The 15,862-nt window shown below is 72.9% G+C and carries 14 protein-coding genes; 5 read left to right on the forward strand and 9 right to left on the reverse strand.

Annotated features, from left to right (window positions below):
* Positions 1-3: 3 nt before the first annotated feature.
* From ACFYZR_RS01945 to ACFYZR_RS01970, 6 genes are all read right to left on the reverse strand, one after another.
* Positions 4-891 (reverse strand): NAD(P)-dependent oxidoreductase, encoded by an 888-nt coding sequence (locus tag ACFYZR_RS01945; protein WP_391903539.1) that lies wholly within the window; start codon positions 889-891, stop codon positions 4-6.
* Between the two features lie 318 nt (positions 892-1,209).
* Positions 1,210-1,422 (reverse strand): DUF2277 domain-containing protein, encoded by a 213-nt coding sequence (locus tag ACFYZR_RS01950; protein WP_391903542.1) that lies wholly within the window; start codon positions 1,420-1,422, stop codon positions 1,210-1,212.
* Positions 1,370-2,605, reverse strand: coding sequence for an MFS transporter (locus tag ACFYZR_RS01955; RefSeq protein ID WP_391903545.1), 1,236 nt, complete (start codon positions 2,603-2,605; stop codon positions 1,370-1,372). Before ACFYZR_RS01955 ends, ACFYZR_RS01950 begins: the two co-directional genes overlap by 53 nt.
* 138 nt (positions 2,606-2,743) lie before the next feature.
* The gene (locus ACFYZR_RS01960; protein ID WP_391903548.1) at positions 2,744-3,778 is read right to left on the reverse strand and encodes an endonuclease/exonuclease/phosphatase family protein; all 1,035 of its coding nucleotides are present in this window, start codon (positions 3,776-3,778) and stop codon (positions 2,744-2,746) included.
* Between the two features lie 213 nt (positions 3,779-3,991).
* A complete protein-coding gene (locus ACFYZR_RS01965) occupies positions 3,992-4,666 on the reverse strand; it encodes a TetR/AcrR family transcriptional regulator C-terminal ligand-binding domain-containing protein (RefSeq protein WP_391903551.1) in 675 nt (224 codons plus the stop codon).
* Positions 4,663-6,294, reverse strand: a complete 1,632-nt coding sequence (locus tag ACFYZR_RS01970; RefSeq protein ID WP_391903554.1) for an MFS transporter — start codon at positions 6,292-6,294, stop codon at positions 4,663-4,665. The genes ACFYZR_RS01965 and ACFYZR_RS01970 overlap by 4 nt, the downstream gene beginning before the upstream one ends.
* A 206-nt stretch (positions 6,295-6,500) precedes the next feature.
* Here ACFYZR_RS01970 and panB point away from each other — a divergent pair, with 206 nt between their 5' ends.
* From panB to ACFYZR_RS01985, 3 genes are all read left to right on the forward strand, one after another.
* Positions 6,501-7,370, forward strand: coding sequence for a 3-methyl-2-oxobutanoate hydroxymethyltransferase (gene panB / locus ACFYZR_RS01975; protein ID WP_391903557.1), 870 nt, complete (start codon positions 6,501-6,503; stop codon positions 7,368-7,370).
* 223 nt (positions 7,371-7,593) lie between these two features.
* Entirely contained in the window at positions 7,594-8,643 is a 1,050-nt protein-coding gene (locus ACFYZR_RS01980; protein ID WP_391903561.1) for an ATP-binding cassette domain-containing protein, read from the forward strand.
* Positions 8,640-9,464 carry an ABC transporter permease gene (locus ACFYZR_RS01985; protein ID WP_391903564.1) on the forward strand — a complete coding sequence of 275 codons (825 nt, stop codon included), beginning with the start codon at positions 8,640-8,642 and terminating at the stop codon, positions 9,462-9,464. The genes ACFYZR_RS01980 and ACFYZR_RS01985 overlap by 4 nt, the downstream gene beginning before the upstream one ends.
* Positions 9,465-9,562: 98 nt before the next feature.
* On the opposite strand, the gene ACFYZR_RS01990 is transcribed toward ACFYZR_RS01985, so the two are convergent.
* Positions 9,563-13,126: a BTAD domain-containing putative transcriptional regulator gene (locus ACFYZR_RS01990; RefSeq protein ID WP_391904342.1), complete on the reverse strand. Its 3,564-nt coding sequence runs from the start codon at positions 13,124-13,126 to the stop codon at positions 9,563-9,565.
* 110 nt (positions 13,127-13,236) lie between these two features.
* On the opposite strand from ACFYZR_RS01990, the gene ACFYZR_RS01995 reads away from it, so the two are divergent.
* The gene (locus ACFYZR_RS01995) at positions 13,237-14,046 is read left to right on the forward strand and encodes a site-2 protease family protein (protein WP_311613555.1); all 810 of its coding nucleotides are present in this window, start codon (positions 13,237-13,239) and stop codon (positions 14,044-14,046) included.
* A gap of 33 nt (positions 14,047-14,079) precedes the next feature.
* Here the strand turns inward: ACFYZR_RS01995 and ACFYZR_RS02000 are convergent, their stop codons facing one another.
* Both ACFYZR_RS02000 and npdG read right to left on the reverse strand, forming a co-directional pair.
* Positions 14,080-14,271, reverse strand: coding sequence for a hypothetical protein (locus ACFYZR_RS02000; protein WP_391903568.1), 192 nt, complete (start codon positions 14,269-14,271; stop codon positions 14,080-14,082).
* Positions 14,272-14,370: 99 nt separating this feature from the next.
* On the reverse strand, positions 14,371-15,075 hold the full coding sequence (gene npdG / locus ACFYZR_RS02005; RefSeq protein ID WP_391903571.1) for an NADPH-dependent F420 reductase: 705 nt from the start codon (positions 15,073-15,075) through the stop codon (positions 14,371-14,373).
* 133 nt (positions 15,076-15,208) lie between these two features.
* On the opposite strand from npdG, the gene ACFYZR_RS02010 reads away from it, so the two are divergent.
* Positions 15,209-15,853, forward strand: a complete 645-nt coding sequence (locus tag ACFYZR_RS02010) for a hypothetical protein (RefSeq protein ID WP_391903574.1) — start codon at positions 15,209-15,211, stop codon at positions 15,851-15,853.
* Positions 15,854-15,862: the final 9 nt, after the last annotated feature.

The raw sequence follows: 15,862 nt of genomic DNA on the forward strand, positions 1-15,862 counted from the left end.
GCGTTACGCCTGCGGCTTCCGGAACGCCTTGATCATCGCCGCGTAGCTGTTCTTCGCGTGCCCCTGCCCGATGATCTTCTCCATCAGGTCCTGCGAGTACTTCGGCAGCTCCGCGTCCACGCCCAGCGCCTCGCTCTCGTGGACGAGGTGCTTGATGGCCCCGAGGTGGGTCTCGAGGGTGGCGTCGTTGGCCGGGAACTCGCCGTCGCCCGCGTCGATCTGGTTGGCGTATTCGGTCGTGAACATCTTGATGGCGTCGAGCCACATGTGCGCCCACGGCAGGTACGCCTTCGCCGGGACGTCGGCGGTGCCGACGACGGCCACGCCGTGCAGGAAGGCGTTGAACGTGCCCCACATCAGGCCGAGCAGCGACACGTCGTAGAGCGCCGGCATGCCGTAGTCGGCGCCGAGGTAGGTGGTGCCGCCGCCGAGCAGGCCCAGGGTGGACTCGTGGGCCTTGAAGACCTCTTCGTCACCGGCGTAGAAGAGCACCGAGGTCTCGGCGCCGATACCGGGCGGGGTGGTCATGATGACGCCGTCGAGGTACTTGACGCCCAGCTTGCCGAAGCGCTCGGCGGCCACGCGGGCCTGGTCCGAGGAGCCGGAGGTCAGGTTGACCAGGACCTTGCCCTTGAGGGCCTCGTCCAGGCCGTCCAGGATGCCGTCCAGGTTGTCGTAGGTCGACACGCAGACGACCAGCAGCTCGCCGGCGGCGACGGCCTCGGCCGGGGTGGCCGCGAGGACCGCGCCCTCCGAGACGAGCTTGTCGGCCTTTTCGGCGGAGCGATTCCACACGGTCGTCCGGTGACCGGCCTTGAGGAACGCGGCGGCAAGCGCCTGACCCATCAGGCCGAGACCGATGACCGTCACCGGGGCGTGGTTGTCGCCCATAACTGTGCCCTCCAGAGAAATTTCTGTGCAATGCAGTTCCGCGCAACGGAGCTTTGTTGCGGGGAATGCTTTACAGATTGGCCGACGCCGCTGGTGCACCACAAGCACGCACTTAAAAGTGGGTACTTACCGCGAGGTAAGGCCTGGAAATATTCCCGCCTCGTAACCGGGATCAATGAGCGGCCCCACGAGGGCGAATTCGGTGTCGATTACCGTCCGGTGGCCGGGCAATTCACCATGACGGCCGGAATGGCCCGGGAAACCCCGACAACATCCGTGGCACGACAATCAATTGGCAGCGTCCGCTGCCCCGGGGCGTCACTTCGCGCCCCGCACCACCAGCCCGTCCAGCAGCCTGGCCGTCGCCTCCGCCACCGCGTCCACGGCCTCGTCGAAGACGGCCCGGTTGTGGGCGGCGGGGGCGCGGAAGCCGGAGACCTTGCGGACGTACTGGAGGGCGGCGGCGCGGACGTCGTCCTCAGTCGCCTCGGGCGTGACCGGCGGTCTGAGCGTCTTGATGCTGCGGCACATGCTCCAAGTGTGCGCCCGCGACCACCCGCGAGGCCCCCTCGCCGCCCCGGTCGAGCCGGCCCGCGAGGACCGCGATCGCCAGTCCCACCACGGCCAGGGCGGCGCCCACCAGCGTGGGCGAGGTCCAGCCCCAGCCCGCCGCGATGGCGACGCCGCCGAGCCAGGCCCCACCCGCGTTGGCGAGGTTGAAGGCGGAGTGGTTGGAGGCGGCGGCCAGGGTGGGGGCGGCCTTGGCCTTGTTCATGATGAGCATCTGGAGCGGGGTGCTGGTCATGGAGCCGGCGGCGCCGAGCAGGACGACCGTCACCAGCGCGGCCCACTTCACGTGCACGGTGAAGTCGAAGACGACGAGGACCGCCGCGAGACCGGCCAGGGCCCCGTAGAGCGTGGGGCGCAGGGCACGGTCGGTGAGGGGGCCGGCCGCGAGGACGCCCAGGGTCATACCGGTGCCGAAGAGCGCCAGCACGAACGTGACCGAGGTCTCGGAGAAGCCGGTGACCTCCACCGCCATCGCGGACAGGTAGCTGTAGACGGCGAAGACCCCCGCGAAACCGAAGACCGTGGCCAGCAGGCCCAGCAGCACCTGGCGGCCGCCCAGGGCGCGCAGCTCCTTGCCCAGGCCCGCGCCCTGCTCGGGCGGCAGCTCGGGGATCAGGCGGGTGAGGGTGGCCATCGCCGCGAGGCCGATCACGGCCACGACGAGGAACGTGGCGCGCCATCCCAGGTGCTGCCCCAGGAGGGTGGCCGCCGGGACGCCGATGATGTTGGCGACCGTCAGGCCGAGGAACATCATGGCGACGGCCCGGGCCTGCCGTCCCTCGCCCGCGAGGCGGGCGGCGACCACGGAACCCACGCCGAAGAACGCGCCGTGCGGCAGCCCCGCCAGCACCCGGGCGGCGACGAGCAGCCCGAAGTTCGGGGCCAGGGCGGAGGCGAGGTTGCCGACCGTGAAGACCGCCATGAGCAGGATCAGCATCCGCTTGCGCGGGATCCGCGCGCCGAGCGCGGTGAGCAGCGGGGCGCCGAAGACGACGCCGAGGGCGTAGGCGGAGACCAGGTAGCCGGCGGTGGGGACGGAGGTGCCGAGGTCGTCGGCGACGTTGGGCAGCAGGCCCATCATCACGAACTCGGTCGTTCCTATGCCGAAGGCGGAGACGGCGAGCGCCAGCAGCGCCAGGGGCATGGGAGGCCTTTCGGAAAGGGTGCGACCGGAGTGCGACAGGTGTACGGAGCAGCCTTCCAGCCTACGGGGTACGGCTACGGGCCCGTACCCGGGAGGTGAACTCGCGGGTACGGGCCCGTGCGGACCTGGATGACGTCGTCAGATCTTGACGCGGGCCGCCACCGGCAGGTGGTCGCTGGGCGTCGCGGGGAGGGTCCACGCGGAGACCGGGTCCATGCCGCGGACCATGATCTGGTCGATGCGGGCCATGGGGAAGCTCGCGGGCCAGCTGAAGCCGAAGCCGTCGCCGGCCGCGCCCTGGGCCGAGCGGAGCTGGGAGGTGACGGGGGCGAGGGAGCGGTCGTTCATGGTGCCGTTGAGGTCGCCGAGGAGGACGACCTTCTTCACCGGCTCGTGGGCGATGGCCTGGCCGAGCGCCTGGGCGCTGTTGTCGCGCTGCCCGGCGGTGAAGCCGGCGTTGAACTTGACCCGTACCGAGGGCAGGTGGGCGACGTAGACGGCCACCGGGCCCTGCGGCGTCTCGACGGTGGCGCGCAGCGCGCGGGTCCAGCCCATCTTGATGTCGACCGGCCCGGCGTCGGTCAGCGGGTACTTGCTCCACACGCCGACCGTGCCCTGCACGGAGTGGTACTTGTACGCGCCCGCCATCGCCTTCTCGTAGCGTGAGGCGTCGCTGAGCTCCTCCAGGGCCACGACGTCGGCGCCGGAGGCGGCGACGGCCCGGGCGGTGGCGGCCGGGTCGGGGTTCTCGGCGTTGACGTTGTGGGTGGCGACGGTGAAGTTGCCGCCCTTGCCGGACTTGTCGGTCAGCAGCCCGCCGAAGAGGTTGACCCAGGCGACGGCGGGCAGCAGCAGGGCGATCAGCGCGGTCGCCGAGCGGCGTACCAGCGCCAGGACCAGCAGCACCGGGACGAACAGGCCCAGCCAGGGCAGGAAGGTTTCGGTGAGGCTGCCGAGGTTGCCGACCTTGTTGGGCAGGTCGGCGTGGATCAGCATCAGCAGGCCGAGCAGGACGGCGAGCACGGCGAGCACGACGCCGCGCCGCCAGATGCCGGGACCCCGCCACTGGCTCCGCCAGTGCTCCAGCCGGCTCTGGAGCGCCGGGGCCCCGGAATCGGTCCGCGCGGGGCCCGCTCCCTCAAGGCCCGTCTCCTCCATGTGCGCCTGCGGCATCGGCTGTCCTCACTGCTCCATCTGCTGCTCGCCCCCGGTACCGGACGATAGGTGATCATGGCACGCGGGGCTGACCGGAACGCTCCTGACCGGGGCGTCGGGTGGGAGGACGACCGTCCGGTCCCAACGGGTTCCTCGATACGGGCCCGGCACGGGATGCTGTGACAGAACGGGCACATGAGGACGTCCCAGGCCACCCGGAACCCCCCGGAATCAGGACTTCCGGCCCGGGACGGCGGGGCCGGACGGCCCGGGCGGGTCGCCCGCACCGTCCGCCGGGCGGGCGCGTACGCCCTCCAGCACCGTGTCGACGATCTGCTCGGCCAGCCCCTCCGGCAGCTCCTGCCAGTCGTGGAGGATCGCGCGGGAGAGCATGGGGCTGACGAAGAGGTCGGTGAGGAGGTCGACGTCGAGGTCGGCCCGGATCTCCCCCGCCGCCATGCCGCGCCGCAGCACCTCGTGGAAGGCCCGGCGCCGGGCCGCGACGACCGTGTCGTGGTACTCCTGCCACAGCCGGGGGTGGGCGCGGACCTGTGCGATGGCCGTGCGCAGCACGGCCGAGGAGCGTTTGGCCAGGCCGCGCCGGCGCAGGAACTCCAGCAGGGCGACGAGGTCGTCGCGGGCCGGGCCGCCGGCGAGTTCGGGGGCGCTGTCGTCGAGGGAGCGCAGCACGTCGAGCATCAGCGCCTCCTTGCCCGCCCAGCGCCGGTAGACGGTGGCCTTGCCGACGCCCGCCTCGCGGGCTATCCGCTCCATGGACAGCTCGGCGACCGTGACCCCGTCCTCCAGCAGCCGCAGCACGGTCTCGATGACGGCCCGGTCGACGGCGGCGCTGCGCGGCCGCCCGCGCCGCTCCCCCGGCGCGGGCACCTCGGACGTAGCGCTCACTGGCCCGCCCCCGCGCCCTCTTCCGTCTTCTCCGCGGTGCCCGGCCGGGCCGCGCCCCCGCCGGGGCGTCCCGGCCGCCCCGACGGCAGGAAGAGCACGGCGACGAGCGCGCCCAGCAGCGCGACGGCGGCGGCGCCGAGGACGGTGACGTGCATGGCGTGCACGAAGGCGTCACGGGCCGGGCCGACGAGCTCGTGCCCGGCCGGGCTGAGCCGCCGGGCGGCGGCCAGGGTGGCCTCGATGGACTCGCCCGCGGCGTGCCGGGCCTCCGTGCTCAGGCCGGGTACGGCGTCGAGCCGGTCGCGCATCCCCGAGCGGTAGACGGTGGAGAGGAGCGAGCCGAGGACGGCCACCCCGAGCGCGGCACCGAGCTGCCGGAACGTGTTGTTCACGGCGGAGCCGGAGCCGGCCTTCTCCCGGGGCAGCGACTGCATGATCGAGACGGTGGCGGGCGGGCTGATGTGGGCCATCGCGGTGCCCTGGCAGAAGAACAGCACCTCCATCAGCCAGACCGGCCCGTCCCGGTCCAGCAGGACGTAGCCCGCCATGGTGATCGCGATCATCACCATGCCGCCGGTGCACACCGCCCGGGCCCCGAAGCGGGCAACGGCCAGCCGGGCGCGCGGCGCGAAGACCATCTGGGCGGCGGCCAGCGGCAGCATCAGCAGCCCGCTGTGCAGCGGGGTGTAGCCGCGGGCGCTCTGGAGGTAGAAGACCATGAGGAACGTGACGCCCATCAGGCCGAAGAAGACCAGCGCCAGCGAGGTGACCGCGGCGGAGAAGGCCGGGTTGCGGAAGTAGCGCACGTCGAGGGCGGGGTGCTCGCTGCGCCGCTCGTGGAGCACGAACAGGGTCAGTACGAGCAGGCCGGCGGCCGCCGTGCCGTAGACCTCGGGCACGGTGAAGTCGGCGAGCTGGCCGCCCTTGATGATGCCGTACACCAGCAGGACGAGCCCGACGACGGACAGCAGCACACCGAGCGGGTCGAGCCGGCCCGGGCGGGGGTCCTTGGAGTCGGGGACCAGGACCGTCATCGCGACGAGGGCGACGGCCACGATCGGGATGTTGATCAGGAAGACCGAGCCCCACCAGAACCGGCTCAGCAGCAGGCCGCCCGCGATCGGCCCCATGGCGATGGCCAGCCCGACCGCGCCCGCCCAGATGCCGATGGCCTTGGGCTGCTCCTCGCGCTCGAAGACGTTCATGATGATCGCGAGGGTGGCGGGCATGACGAACGCGCCGCCGAAGCCCATCACCGCCCGGTAGGCGATCAGCTCGCCGGGCGAGCCGGCCATGGAGGCGAGGGCGGAGCCGACGCCGAACACCACCATGCCGAAGAGCAGGACCTTCTTGCGGCCCAGCCGGTCGCCCAGCAGGCCGGCCGTGAACAGTATCCCGGCGAAGACGAGCGTGTAGGCGTTGATGGCCCACTCCAGCTCGCTCTGGGTCGCCCCGAGCCCGGTGGGGGCGGGTGCGGCGATCGTCTTCATCGCCACGTTGAGCACGGAATTGCCCAGGACGACCATGAGCAGGCTGAGCAGCAGCACGGCCAGGACCGCCCAGCGTCTGCGGTGGACGGCCTCGGGGACCCGGCGGGAGGGGGACGGCGCGGCCTCGGGGGTTGCCATGCACACACCCTACGGTTATTTCGAGACGGACCCGTTCCGTATTGAGCAGTCTTTACGCCCGTGAGCGGGGCGTGACACACCACATGTGCCGTACAAGAAGTTTCCCGGGGGGTCACTACCGCCCCCGGAGAGGGCGTGTCAGCATGGGAGGTGATCCGGGGACGCCGTCAGGGCGCCTCGAGACGACGAATACAGGAGCCACGGCAATGACGCATGCCTTGAAGACCCCCGACAGCAGCCAGAAGAGCAACAAGGCGCTGTACGGCGGCACGAGTTCCCGGCGCATCACCGTCCGTGACATCGCCGCCGCCAAGGAGCGCGGCGAGAAGTGGCCCATGCTCACCGCCTACGACGCGATGACCGCCTCCGTCTTCGACGAGGCCGGCATACCCGTCATGCTCGTCGGCGACTCCATGGGCAACTGTCACCTCGGCTACGAGTCCACGGTGCCGGTCACCATGGACGAGATGACCCTGCTGTCGGCGGCCGTCGTACGCGGCACCAAGCGCGCCCTCATCGTCGGCGACCTGCCCTTCGGCTCGTACCAGGAGGGCCCGGTCCAGGCGCTGCGCAACGCGACCCGGCTGGTGAAGGAGGCCGGGGTCGGCGCGGTCAAGCTGGAGGGCGGCGAGCGTTCGGCCCACCAGATCGAGCTGCTGGTCCAGGCCGGCATCCCGGTCATGGCCCACGTCGGCCTCACCCCGCAGTCCGTCAACGCCTACGGGGGCTACCCGGTCCAGGGCCGCGGCGAGGAGGCGGCCCAGCAGCTGCTGCGCGACGCCAAGGCCGTCCAGGACGCGGGCGCCTTCGCGGTCGTCCTGGAGCTGGTCCCGGCGGAGCTCGCCGCCGAGGTCACCCGCATCCTCCACATCCCCACCGTGGGCATCGGCGCGGGCGTGGAGTGCGACGCGCAGGTCCTGGTGTGGACGGACATGGCCGGCATGACGCCCGGCCGGCTGCCGCGCTTCGTCAAGCAGTACGCGAAGCTGCGCGAGGCGCTCGGCGACGCGGCAAAGGCATTCGCCGAGGACGTCGTCGGCGGGGCGTACCCGGCGGAGGAGCACTCCTTCCACTAAGCGGCCCTGTCGAAGTCCGGTGCGGTTCGGTAGCGCCCCGAAGGGGCGCGGGGAACTGCGCGACCAGCCACGACGCACCCGCGGGTGCGTACCGGACTTCCAGCGGAGCGCTTAGTCCCCGGAGGGACGGCGTCGGCGTCGTGTCGGTGATCTGTCGGCGGCCCGCCGGCGCCGTCCACACGCTGTCGGCCCGATGTCAGTGCCCCCTGGCACCGTGGTCGGCATGACGCGAAACGACATCCCCAGCCGCGGCGGCAACGCGGTGGAAGTACGGGGCCTGGTCAAGCACTTCGGTGCCACCAAGGCCCTCGACGGGGTCGACCTGGACGTACGCGAGGGCACCGTCCTCGGTGTCCTCGGCCCCAACGGCGCCGGCAAGACCACGCTCGTCAGATGCCTGTCCACGCTGCTCCGGCCGGACGCGGGCAGCGCCCGGGTCGCCGGGTACGACGTGCTGACCCAGCCCCGGCAGCTGCGCCGGGTCATCGGGCTGACCGGCCAGTACGCCTCGGTCGACGAGAAGCTCTCCGGCTGGGAGAACCTCTATATGATCGGGCGGCTGCTCGACCTCTCCCGCAAGGACGCCCGTCGCCGGGCCGAGGAGATGCTGGAGCGCTTCTCGCTCACGGAGGCCGCCAAGCGCCCCGCCATGCACTACTCGGGCGGTATGCGCCGCCGGCTCGACCTGGCCGCCTCCATGATCGGGCAGCCGGCGGTCCTCTATCTGGACGAGCCCACCACGGGTCTCGACCCGCGCACGCGCAACGAGGTGTGGACCGAGGTCCGGCGGATGGTGGCCGAGGGCGCGACCGTCCTGCTCACCACCCAGTACATGGAGGAGGCCGAGCAGCTCGCCGACGAGCTGACGGTCGTCGACCGGGGCAAGGTGATCGCGGGCGGCCGGATCGACGAGCTCAAGGCCAAGGTCGGCGGCCGCACCCTCCAGATACGCCCGTCCGACCACGCCGAGCTGGCGCGGATGGCCGAGGCGGTGGAGCTGGCCGGGCTGGCCGGGATCGCCGGCGCGACCGCCGACGAGGCGGAGGGCGTGGTCAACGTCCCGATCGTCAGCGACGAGCAGCTGACCGCCGTGGTCGGGCTGCTGGGCGAGCGCGGCTTCGCCATCGCGGGGATCAGCACCCATCTGCCCAGCCTGGACGAGGTGTTCCTGGCCGTCACGGGCCAGAAGACGTCCCTCGGAGCCGAGCCCCTCGACTCCACCGGCACCACTGACACCACCCGTACCGACGAGCCCCAGGAGGTCGCGGTATGAGCGCGGCGACGATCGAAGCGCCCGCGGCGGCGCCCGCCGGCGAGGGGCGGATCGGCCTGCGGGCCAATCTGCGGCACATCGGCGCGCTCGCCCGCCGCAACCTGCTCCAGATCAAGGCGGACCCGGAGTCGATGTTCGACGCCGTCCTGATGCCGGTCATCTTCATCCTGCTGTTCACCTATGTCTTCGGCGGCAACATCGCCGGCAAGGGCCACGAGCAGGAGTACGTGGACTACCTGGTGCCGGGCCTGATGGCGATGATGGGTATGAACATCGCCATGGCCGTCGGCACGGGCATCCACGACGACTTCAAGAAGGGGGTGATGGACCGCTTCCGCACGATGCCGATAGCCCGGTCCTCCGTCCTCCTCGCGAAGATAGTCGTCGAGGCCGGCCGGATGCTCGTCGCGACGTCGATCCTCCTGGGGATGGGCTTCGCCATCGGCCTGACGGTCCACACCTCGGTGTTCCACCTGCTGGCGGCCGTGGCGCTCGCGATGGTCTTCGGCGCCTCGCTGATGTGGATATTCATCCTGCTGGGTCTGACCATGAAGACGGCGCAGGCCGTCCAGGGGGTCGCCATGCTCGTGCTCATGCCCCTGCAGTTCGGCAGCTCCATCTTCGCCCCGACGCAGAAGATGCCGGGCTGGCTGGAGTCCTTCACCAAGTACAACCCGCTCTCCAACCTGGCCGACGCCTCCCGCAATCTGATCAACGGCGGTCCGGTGGCCCACTCGGTGTGGATGACGCTGGCCTGGGCGGCGGCGATCACGCTGGTGACCGCTCCGCTGGCGGTGTCCAGGTTCCGCCGCAAGACCTGACGGCGCGTCCACCGGTCGCGTCATACGGCTCGTACAGCAATGCATACGACTCGCACGGCGGTGGATCCGGGCATTGCCGGCCCGGATCCACCGCCGGCTCAGACGAGGGCGGCCGCCTCCGTGGGGGAGAGGCGGGCGCCCTCGGCGTACGCGCGCTCGTACGCCTCCGGGCCCAGCACCGCCCGGGCCAGCCCGGCGACCTGCTCCCGGAGCTCCCGCTCCTGCGAGACGACGAAGTGGCCCTCCGGCCGCAGCGTCACACCGGCGCCCAGGAGCCGGGCCGCCGTCCGCGCGTCCTCCTCGCCGCCGAGGGTGGCGTGGGCGAGCGCGGCCTGCTGCATATGGACCATCGGCAGGTGCGAGGCGACGAGCCCGACGAGCGGGTCGTCGACCAGGTCCATCGACCTGCGGAGCTTGGCCAGGCCGTCGGCCGGGCGGCCCTCCAGGGTGTCGAGCCAGCCCAGCAGCCCCAGCATCATGCACTCGAACAGGGGGAGGGCCCGGTGCGTGAACTCCTCCGCCATCGCGTCGAAGTGCTCCCTCGCCTCGGCGAGCCGCCCGGCCCGGGCGAGCCGGATGCCGAGCTGGACACGGGTGAAGGCCGCCCCGTCGGGGTGGGACAGCTCGCTCTGCGCGAGCACCTCCGTGAGCATCCGCTCGCCCTCCTCCGCGCTGATCGCCCCGTCCTCCAGGAGCACTTCGGTGAGCCGGGCCCGCAGATGGGGCACCTGACCGTGCGAGCCCAGCGCCCGGACGCGCTCGATGGCCTCGCGGTAGTCGTCGGCCGCCGCGGCGAACGCCCCGGCCCGCTCGTGGGCCTCGGCCCGTCCCGACAGCGCCTCGGCGACACCCCAGGAATCGCCGAGACGGCGGAAGATCTCCAGGCTCTCGTCGGCGTCCCGGCTCCCCAGGGCCGCCCGTTCGGGGATCTCGTTGAGGAGCTTGGCGCGCAGCTGGAGGGCGGTGGCGAGCTCCCAGGAGTAGCCGAGCTCGCGGCAGCGCTCCACGGCGGTGTCGACGACCGTGCACAGGTCGTCCACGGCGTTGGTCAGCAGCAGCGCGAAGAACCACATCATCCCGGGCATCCGGAGGTTCTGCGGCTGCCCGTCACCGTAGGCCTCGATGATCCCGTGCAGCCGTCGCTGCGCCTCTGGGGTGCCGATGTCGCGCAGGTCGGCGTCGTTGTGGATGACGGCGAGCAGCCGGACGCCGCGCCGCGCCTCCATCAGCAGGTCCGGCGGCATCGGCGGCGGCGCTTCGGTGCAGGAGACGAACAGCGGCGGAGCGAGCTCCACGGGCTCCTCGAAGGGGTCCGGGCCCAGGGTCGCGGCGGCCTCGGCCCAGTTGCGGGCCTCGACGCGGTGGTCGCGCAGCTGCCAGAACCAGCCCAGGGAGAGCACCAGGCACAGGGCCTCCTGCTCGTCCCGCACCGCCATGGCGTGCCGCAGGGCGGTCCGCATGTTGTCGTGTTCGAGCTCCAGCCGTTCCAGCCAGGCGCGCTGCTCCGGGCCGCGCAGCAAGGGATCGGCGGTACGGGCCAGTTCCCGGAAGGCGACCAGGTGCCGGCGCGTGGTGTCCGCCCGCTCGCCGGCCTCGTCCAGCCGCTCGCCCGCGTATTCGCCGACGGTCTCCAGCAGCCGGTAGCGCATCTGGCCGTCGGCGGCGGGCGCGGCGACCACCAGCGACTTGTCGACGAGCGAGCCGAGCAGCGCGGCCACGTCCCGCGCGCCGACGGCGCCGTCGGCGCACACCTCCTCGGCGAGGTCGAGGTCGCAGCCGCCGGAGAAGACGGACAGCCTGCGCAGCACGGCCCGTTCGGGCTCGTCCAGCAGGTCCCACGACCAGTCGACGACCGCGCGCAGCGTCTGCTGGCGCGGCAGCACGGTCCGGCTGCCGGAGGTCAGCAGCCGGAAGCGGTCGTCGAGACGGTCGGCGAGCCCTCGGGGGGTGAGCAGCCGCAGCCGGGCGGCGGCCAGCTCGATGGCGAGCGGCAGGCCGTCCAGGCGGCGGCAGATCTCGGCGCAGGCCTCGGGGTCGTCCTCCACCCGGAAGCCGGGCCGCGCCGCCGCGCCCCGGTCGGCGAGCAGCCGCAGCGCCGTGGGGTCGGGCAGCGGCTCCACGGGCCGTACCAGCTCGCCGGGCACGGCGAGCGGTTCCCGGCTGGTGGCGAGCACGGTGACGCCGGGGCAGTGGGCGAGGAGCGTCTCGGCGAGCCGGGCGGCGGCGTCGACGACGTGCTCGCAGTTGTCGAGGACGAGCAGCATCCGGCGCCGCTCGCAGTGCTCGGCGACCCGGGCCAGCGGGTCGAGCGCGGTGGTGTCGGTGGCCGCCCGCAGCCCCTCGGCGGTGGTGCCGCGCACCATGGTCTCGCGGGCGCCGAGGGCGGTGAGGACGGCCTCGGGGACGTTCTCCGGATCCTCGACGGGCGCGAGCTCGGCGAACCACACGCCGTCGGGCCACGGCCCGTGAGCCGCCTCCGCCGCCTCCTGCGACAGCCGGGTCTTCCCGGCGCCGCCGGGGCCGAGGAGGGTGACCAGCCGGTGCCGCGTCAGGTCCTCGCGGATGAGGACGAGGTCGTCCTCGCGCCCGACGAAGGAGGTGAGGCGGGCGCGGAGGTTGCCACGGGGAGGGGTGTCCGGCACCGCCGGGCTCGCCGGTGCGGGGTGCTCTCCCCCAGCTACCGCTGGGAGGTGCCCCCAGTCGCGGCGGGGTGAAGGCCCCTGCCCCGCCCCTTCCCGTTTCCCGGGGGGCAAGCCCCCCGGACCCCCCGAGGGGTGGGCCCCCGGGGTCCGGGGCTGCGCCCCGGTTCCGGGAAGGGGCGGGATCGGGGAAGGATCCCCGCCGCCGCGGCGGCCGGCCACGACGCTCGTGACCGGCGGTGCCGAACCGGCCTCCACCGAAGACCCCGGCCCCGGTCCCGAAAGCAGCTCCGCGTGCAGCGCCCGCAGTTCCGCCCCCGGCTCCGTCCCGAGGCGGTCGGCCAGGTGCCGGCGTACCGCCTCGTACGCCGCGAGCGCCTCCGCCGGCCGTCCCGCCGCGCGCAGCGCGCGCAGGCGGAGGGCGTGGAGGGGCTCGTCCAGGGGGTGCTCGGCGCACAGCTCGGCCAGGGCGGGCAGGGCCCCGGCCGCGTCGCCCAGGGCCACCGCCGCGGCCAGCCGGGCGCGGCGGACGGCGAGGCGGCGGGCCTCGCGCCGGGTGGCGGCCGTGGCGGCCGCGCCGGGCAGGTCGGCGAGGACCGGGCCGCGCCAGAGGGCGAGGGCGTCGTCAAGGAGGACCGCCGCCTTCGCGGGGTCGCCGTCGGCGAGCGCCCGTTCCCCCTCGTCGGCGAGGCGCTCGAAGCGGTGGAGATCGACGTCGTCGGGCTCGGCGCACAGCCGGTAGCCGCCGGGCGTGGAGGCCACCGCCTCCCGGCCGACGGCCCGGCGCAGCCGGCCGACCAGCGCCTGGAGGGCGCCCGTCGCGTCGGCGGGCGGCTCGCCGTCCCAGACCGCGTCGATCAGCGCGGCCACGCTCTGGGGGCGTCCGGGGCGCAGGGCCAGCGCTGCCAGCAGCGCGCGCAGCCGGGCGCCGCCGAGGGCCAGGGGCCTGCCGTCGTCGGTATGGGCCGTAGTGGTGCCGAGGATGCCGTAACGCACCGGCCCATTGTCCCGTGTCCGGTACATGATCGAGCAGTCGGCCACTACGCGTTCCACGGGCCCACCGGGTACGGTCGCGCGGTACGTTCGTACGCCCGGACAATTCCCGCAGTCCAGACGAGCTCAGGAGCACACGCATGGCAACGCAAGCGACCCGCGGCGAAGGGCGTGTGAGCCCTGTCTTCCTCGCCCTTGTCGCCATCATGGCGGTCTCCATATGGGCGGTGTGGACGGACTACTCGGCGTCGCCGGGCTTCGCGGTGTTCCTCTTCGTCGTCTCGGCCTGGATCGTCTCGCTGTGCCTCCACGAGTACGCGCACGCCCGCACGGCCCTCCACGGCGGTGACATCACGATCGGGGCGAAGGGCTATCTCACCCTCAACCCGCTCAAGTACACCCATGCCCTGCTGAGCATCGTGCTGCCGGTGGTCTTCGTGATCATGGGCGGGATCGGTCTGCCCGGCGGCGCCGTCTTCATCGAGCGCCACCGCATCCGCGGCCGCTGGAAGCACAGCCTGATCTCCGCGGCCGGCCCGCTGACGAACCTCGTCTTCGCGGCCGTGGTCAGCGCCCCGTTCTGGCTGGGCGCGCTGGACGGCGTGCCGGACAACTTCCGCTACGCCCTGGCGTTCCTGGCCCTGCTGGAGGTCACCGCCACGATCCTGAACCTCCTGCCGGTGCCGGGGCTGGACGGCTACGGGATCATCGAGCCCTGGCTGTCGCCGAAGGTGCGCCGTCAGGTGGAGCCGTTCGCGCCGTTCGGGCTGCTCGCGGTCTTCGGCTTCCTGTGGATCCCCGAGGTCAACCACGCGTTCTTCGACATGATCGACGCGATTCTGCGGAGGGCGGGCATCACGGAGTGGGACACCTACTGGGGCCAGGAGCTGTTCCGCTTCTGGCAGGGGACGCCGGAGATCCCGCCGCTGAACGCGCTCGACCTGGGCTGATCCCCGGGGGCCCGGGCCGGTCGCCGGGCGTGGTCAGCGCCCGGCAGCGGCCTCCGCGGCCTTGTCGTTCTTCGCCTTGCGCACGTAGTACCAGGCGATGTTGGACGAGACGCCCAGCATCAGGATCCACACGATGCCGAGCCAGCTGCCCCGGGCGAAGGAGACGACGGCCGCCGCGACCGAGAGGACGCAGACGGCGATGGCGTAGAGGGCGAGGCGGGGCATGGGGGCGGCTCCTACTCCGGGTCCGGGGCGCATGTGCGTACGATCCCGGTCATTGTCCCCCATGCCCCGGCGGCATCAGACGTCGGTGACGCCCGCCCGTCAGATGTCGGTGACGCGCAGGCCCGCGTGCGCCTTGTAGCGGCGGTTGGCGGAGATCAGGTTGGCGACCAGCGACTCCACCTGGTGGGCGTTGCGCAGCCGGCCCGCGTAGACGCCGCGCATCCCGGGGATGCGGCCGGCGAGGGCCTGCACGATGTCCGTGTCGGCCCGCTTCTCGCCCAGCACCATCACATCGGTGTCGATCTCCGCGACCTCGGGGTCGGAGAGCAGCACGGCGGACAGGTGGTGGAAGGCGGCGGTCACCCGCGACTCCGGCAGCAGCGCGGCGGCCTGCTGGGCGGCGCTGCCCTCCTCCGGCTTGAGCGCGTAGGCACCCTGCTTGTCGAAGCCGAGCGGGTTCACGCAGTCGACGACGAGCTTGCCCGCGAGGTCCTCGCGCAGCGCCTCAAGGGTCTTGCCGTGGCCCTCCCACGGCACCGCGACGATCACGATGTCGCTGCGCCGGGCGCACTCGGCGTTGTCGAGCCCCTCGATCCCCAGGCCCAGCTCCTCCGCCGCGGCCTGGGCGCGCTCGGCCGCACGGGAGCCGATGATCACTCGCTGGCCGGCCTTGGCCAGCCGGTAGGCGAGGCCGCGGCCCTGGTCACCGGTGCCGCCGAGGACCCCGACCACCAGGCCGGACACGTCGGGAAGGTCCCAAGGGTCCTTCGCGGGCACCTTCTTGGCGTCTTCAGAAGTAGTCATGCCGGCGATACTGTCACGCCCGCGTCCCGCCTCCCGGACCGGTCCGGGCCCCCTGTACCACCCCCGCGCCCGAACGGGTGAGGCATTCGCCAACCGGTCTTTCCTGCCCGGCGGTTGGGGCAGGATGCGGCGCATGGACGCCGTACGGGTCGCGCTGCTGCGCGAGGCACTGGCCGGGACCGAGTGGCTGCGGGACACCCGCCGCTTCGCGGGGACGCTGCGCGGCTCGGTCGGGGCGCACGGCGGGGGGCTGCTGCTGGTGGGGACGGCCGACTACGAGCCGTGGCACCTGGCCGCGCACCTGGACGACGAGGCCGCCTGGTCCGGTCTGACGGAGCTGTCCCCCACGCTCGTCCGGCACCGTCCGCCGCCCGGCGCGCCCGCGCACCTGTCGGTCGGGCTGGGCCGGCTGGAGGCGGCGGGGCGCGGGGAGACGCTGCTGGTGGTGGCGGAGGGGAGCGCCGGCGAGGGGCTGCTGGAGCGGGTGCACGACGCCCGGCGCGGCGGTGCGACGGTGCTGGCCCTGGACGGGACGCCCGACGGCGGCCCGGCGCCCGACGGCGGCCCGGCGGCCGTGGCGCGCACGGACCTGCGCTCGCTCGCCCATGAGGCGCTGGCCGTGCCGGACTCGGCGGGCCTGGACCTCGACACGGTGCAGCACCTCGTCAGCGCGGCCGCCGGGGAGAACGGGCCGGTCCCGGGCGTGCGGGGGCGCCGCTTCCGCGACCGGCTGGCGCGGCTGGCGGACCAGTTGTCGGCGCCGCCGAACCGGTGGTGAGCGGTGTGA

Origin of the sequence: Streptomyces sp. NPDC001678, from assembly GCF_042892945.1 — a bacterium.
In the GTDB taxonomy this organism is placed as follows: domain Bacteria; phylum Actinomycetota; class Actinomycetes; order Streptomycetales; family Streptomycetaceae; genus Streptomyces.

Bases quoted from the DNA above. Each gene is read 5' to 3' on its own strand.
- ACFYZR_RS01945 (WP_391903539.1), bottom strand. From the start codon at position 891: ATGGGCGACAACCACGCCCCGGTGACGGTCATCGGTCTCGGCCTGATG.
- ACFYZR_RS01950 (WP_391903542.1), bottom strand. From the start codon at position 1,422: ATGTGCCGCAGCATCAAGACGCTCAGACCGCCGGTCACGCCCGAGGCG.
- ACFYZR_RS01955 (WP_391903545.1), bottom strand. From the start codon at position 2,605: ATGCCCCTGGCGCTGCTGGCGCTCGCCGTCTCCGCCTTCGGCATAGGA.
- ACFYZR_RS01960 (WP_391903548.1), bottom strand. From the start codon at position 3,778: ATGCCGCAGGCGCACATGGAGGAGACGGGCCTTGAGGGAGCGGGCCCC.
- ACFYZR_RS01970 (WP_391903554.1), bottom strand. From the start codon at position 6,294: ATGGCAACCCCCGAGGCCGCGCCGTCCCCCTCCCGCCGGGTCCCCGAG.
- panB (WP_391903557.1), top strand. From the start codon at position 6,501: ATGACGCATGCCTTGAAGACCCCCGACAGCAGCCAGAAGAGCAACAAG.
- ACFYZR_RS01980 (WP_391903561.1), top strand. From the start codon at position 7,594: ATGACGCGAAACGACATCCCCAGCCGCGGCGGCAACGCGGTGGAAGTA.
- ACFYZR_RS01985 (WP_391903564.1), top strand. From the start codon at position 8,640: ATGAGCGCGGCGACGATCGAAGCGCCCGCGGCGGCGCCCGCCGGCGAG.
- ACFYZR_RS01990 (WP_391904342.1), bottom strand. From the start codon at position 13,126: ATGTACCGGACACGGGACAATGGGCCGGTGCGTTACGGCATCCTCGGC.
- ACFYZR_RS01995 (WP_311613555.1), top strand. From the start codon at position 13,237: ATGGCAACGCAAGCGACCCGCGGCGAAGGGCGTGTGAGCCCTGTCTTC.
- ACFYZR_RS02000 (WP_391903568.1), bottom strand. From the start codon at position 14,271: ATGCCCCGCCTCGCCCTCTACGCCATCGCCGTCTGCGTCCTCTCGGTC.
- npdG (WP_391903571.1), bottom strand. From the start codon at position 15,075: ATGACTACTTCTGAAGACGCCAAGAAGGTGCCCGCGAAGGACCCTTGG.
- ACFYZR_RS02010 (WP_391903574.1), top strand. From the start codon at position 15,209: ATGGACGCCGTACGGGTCGCGCTGCTGCGCGAGGCACTGGCCGGGACC.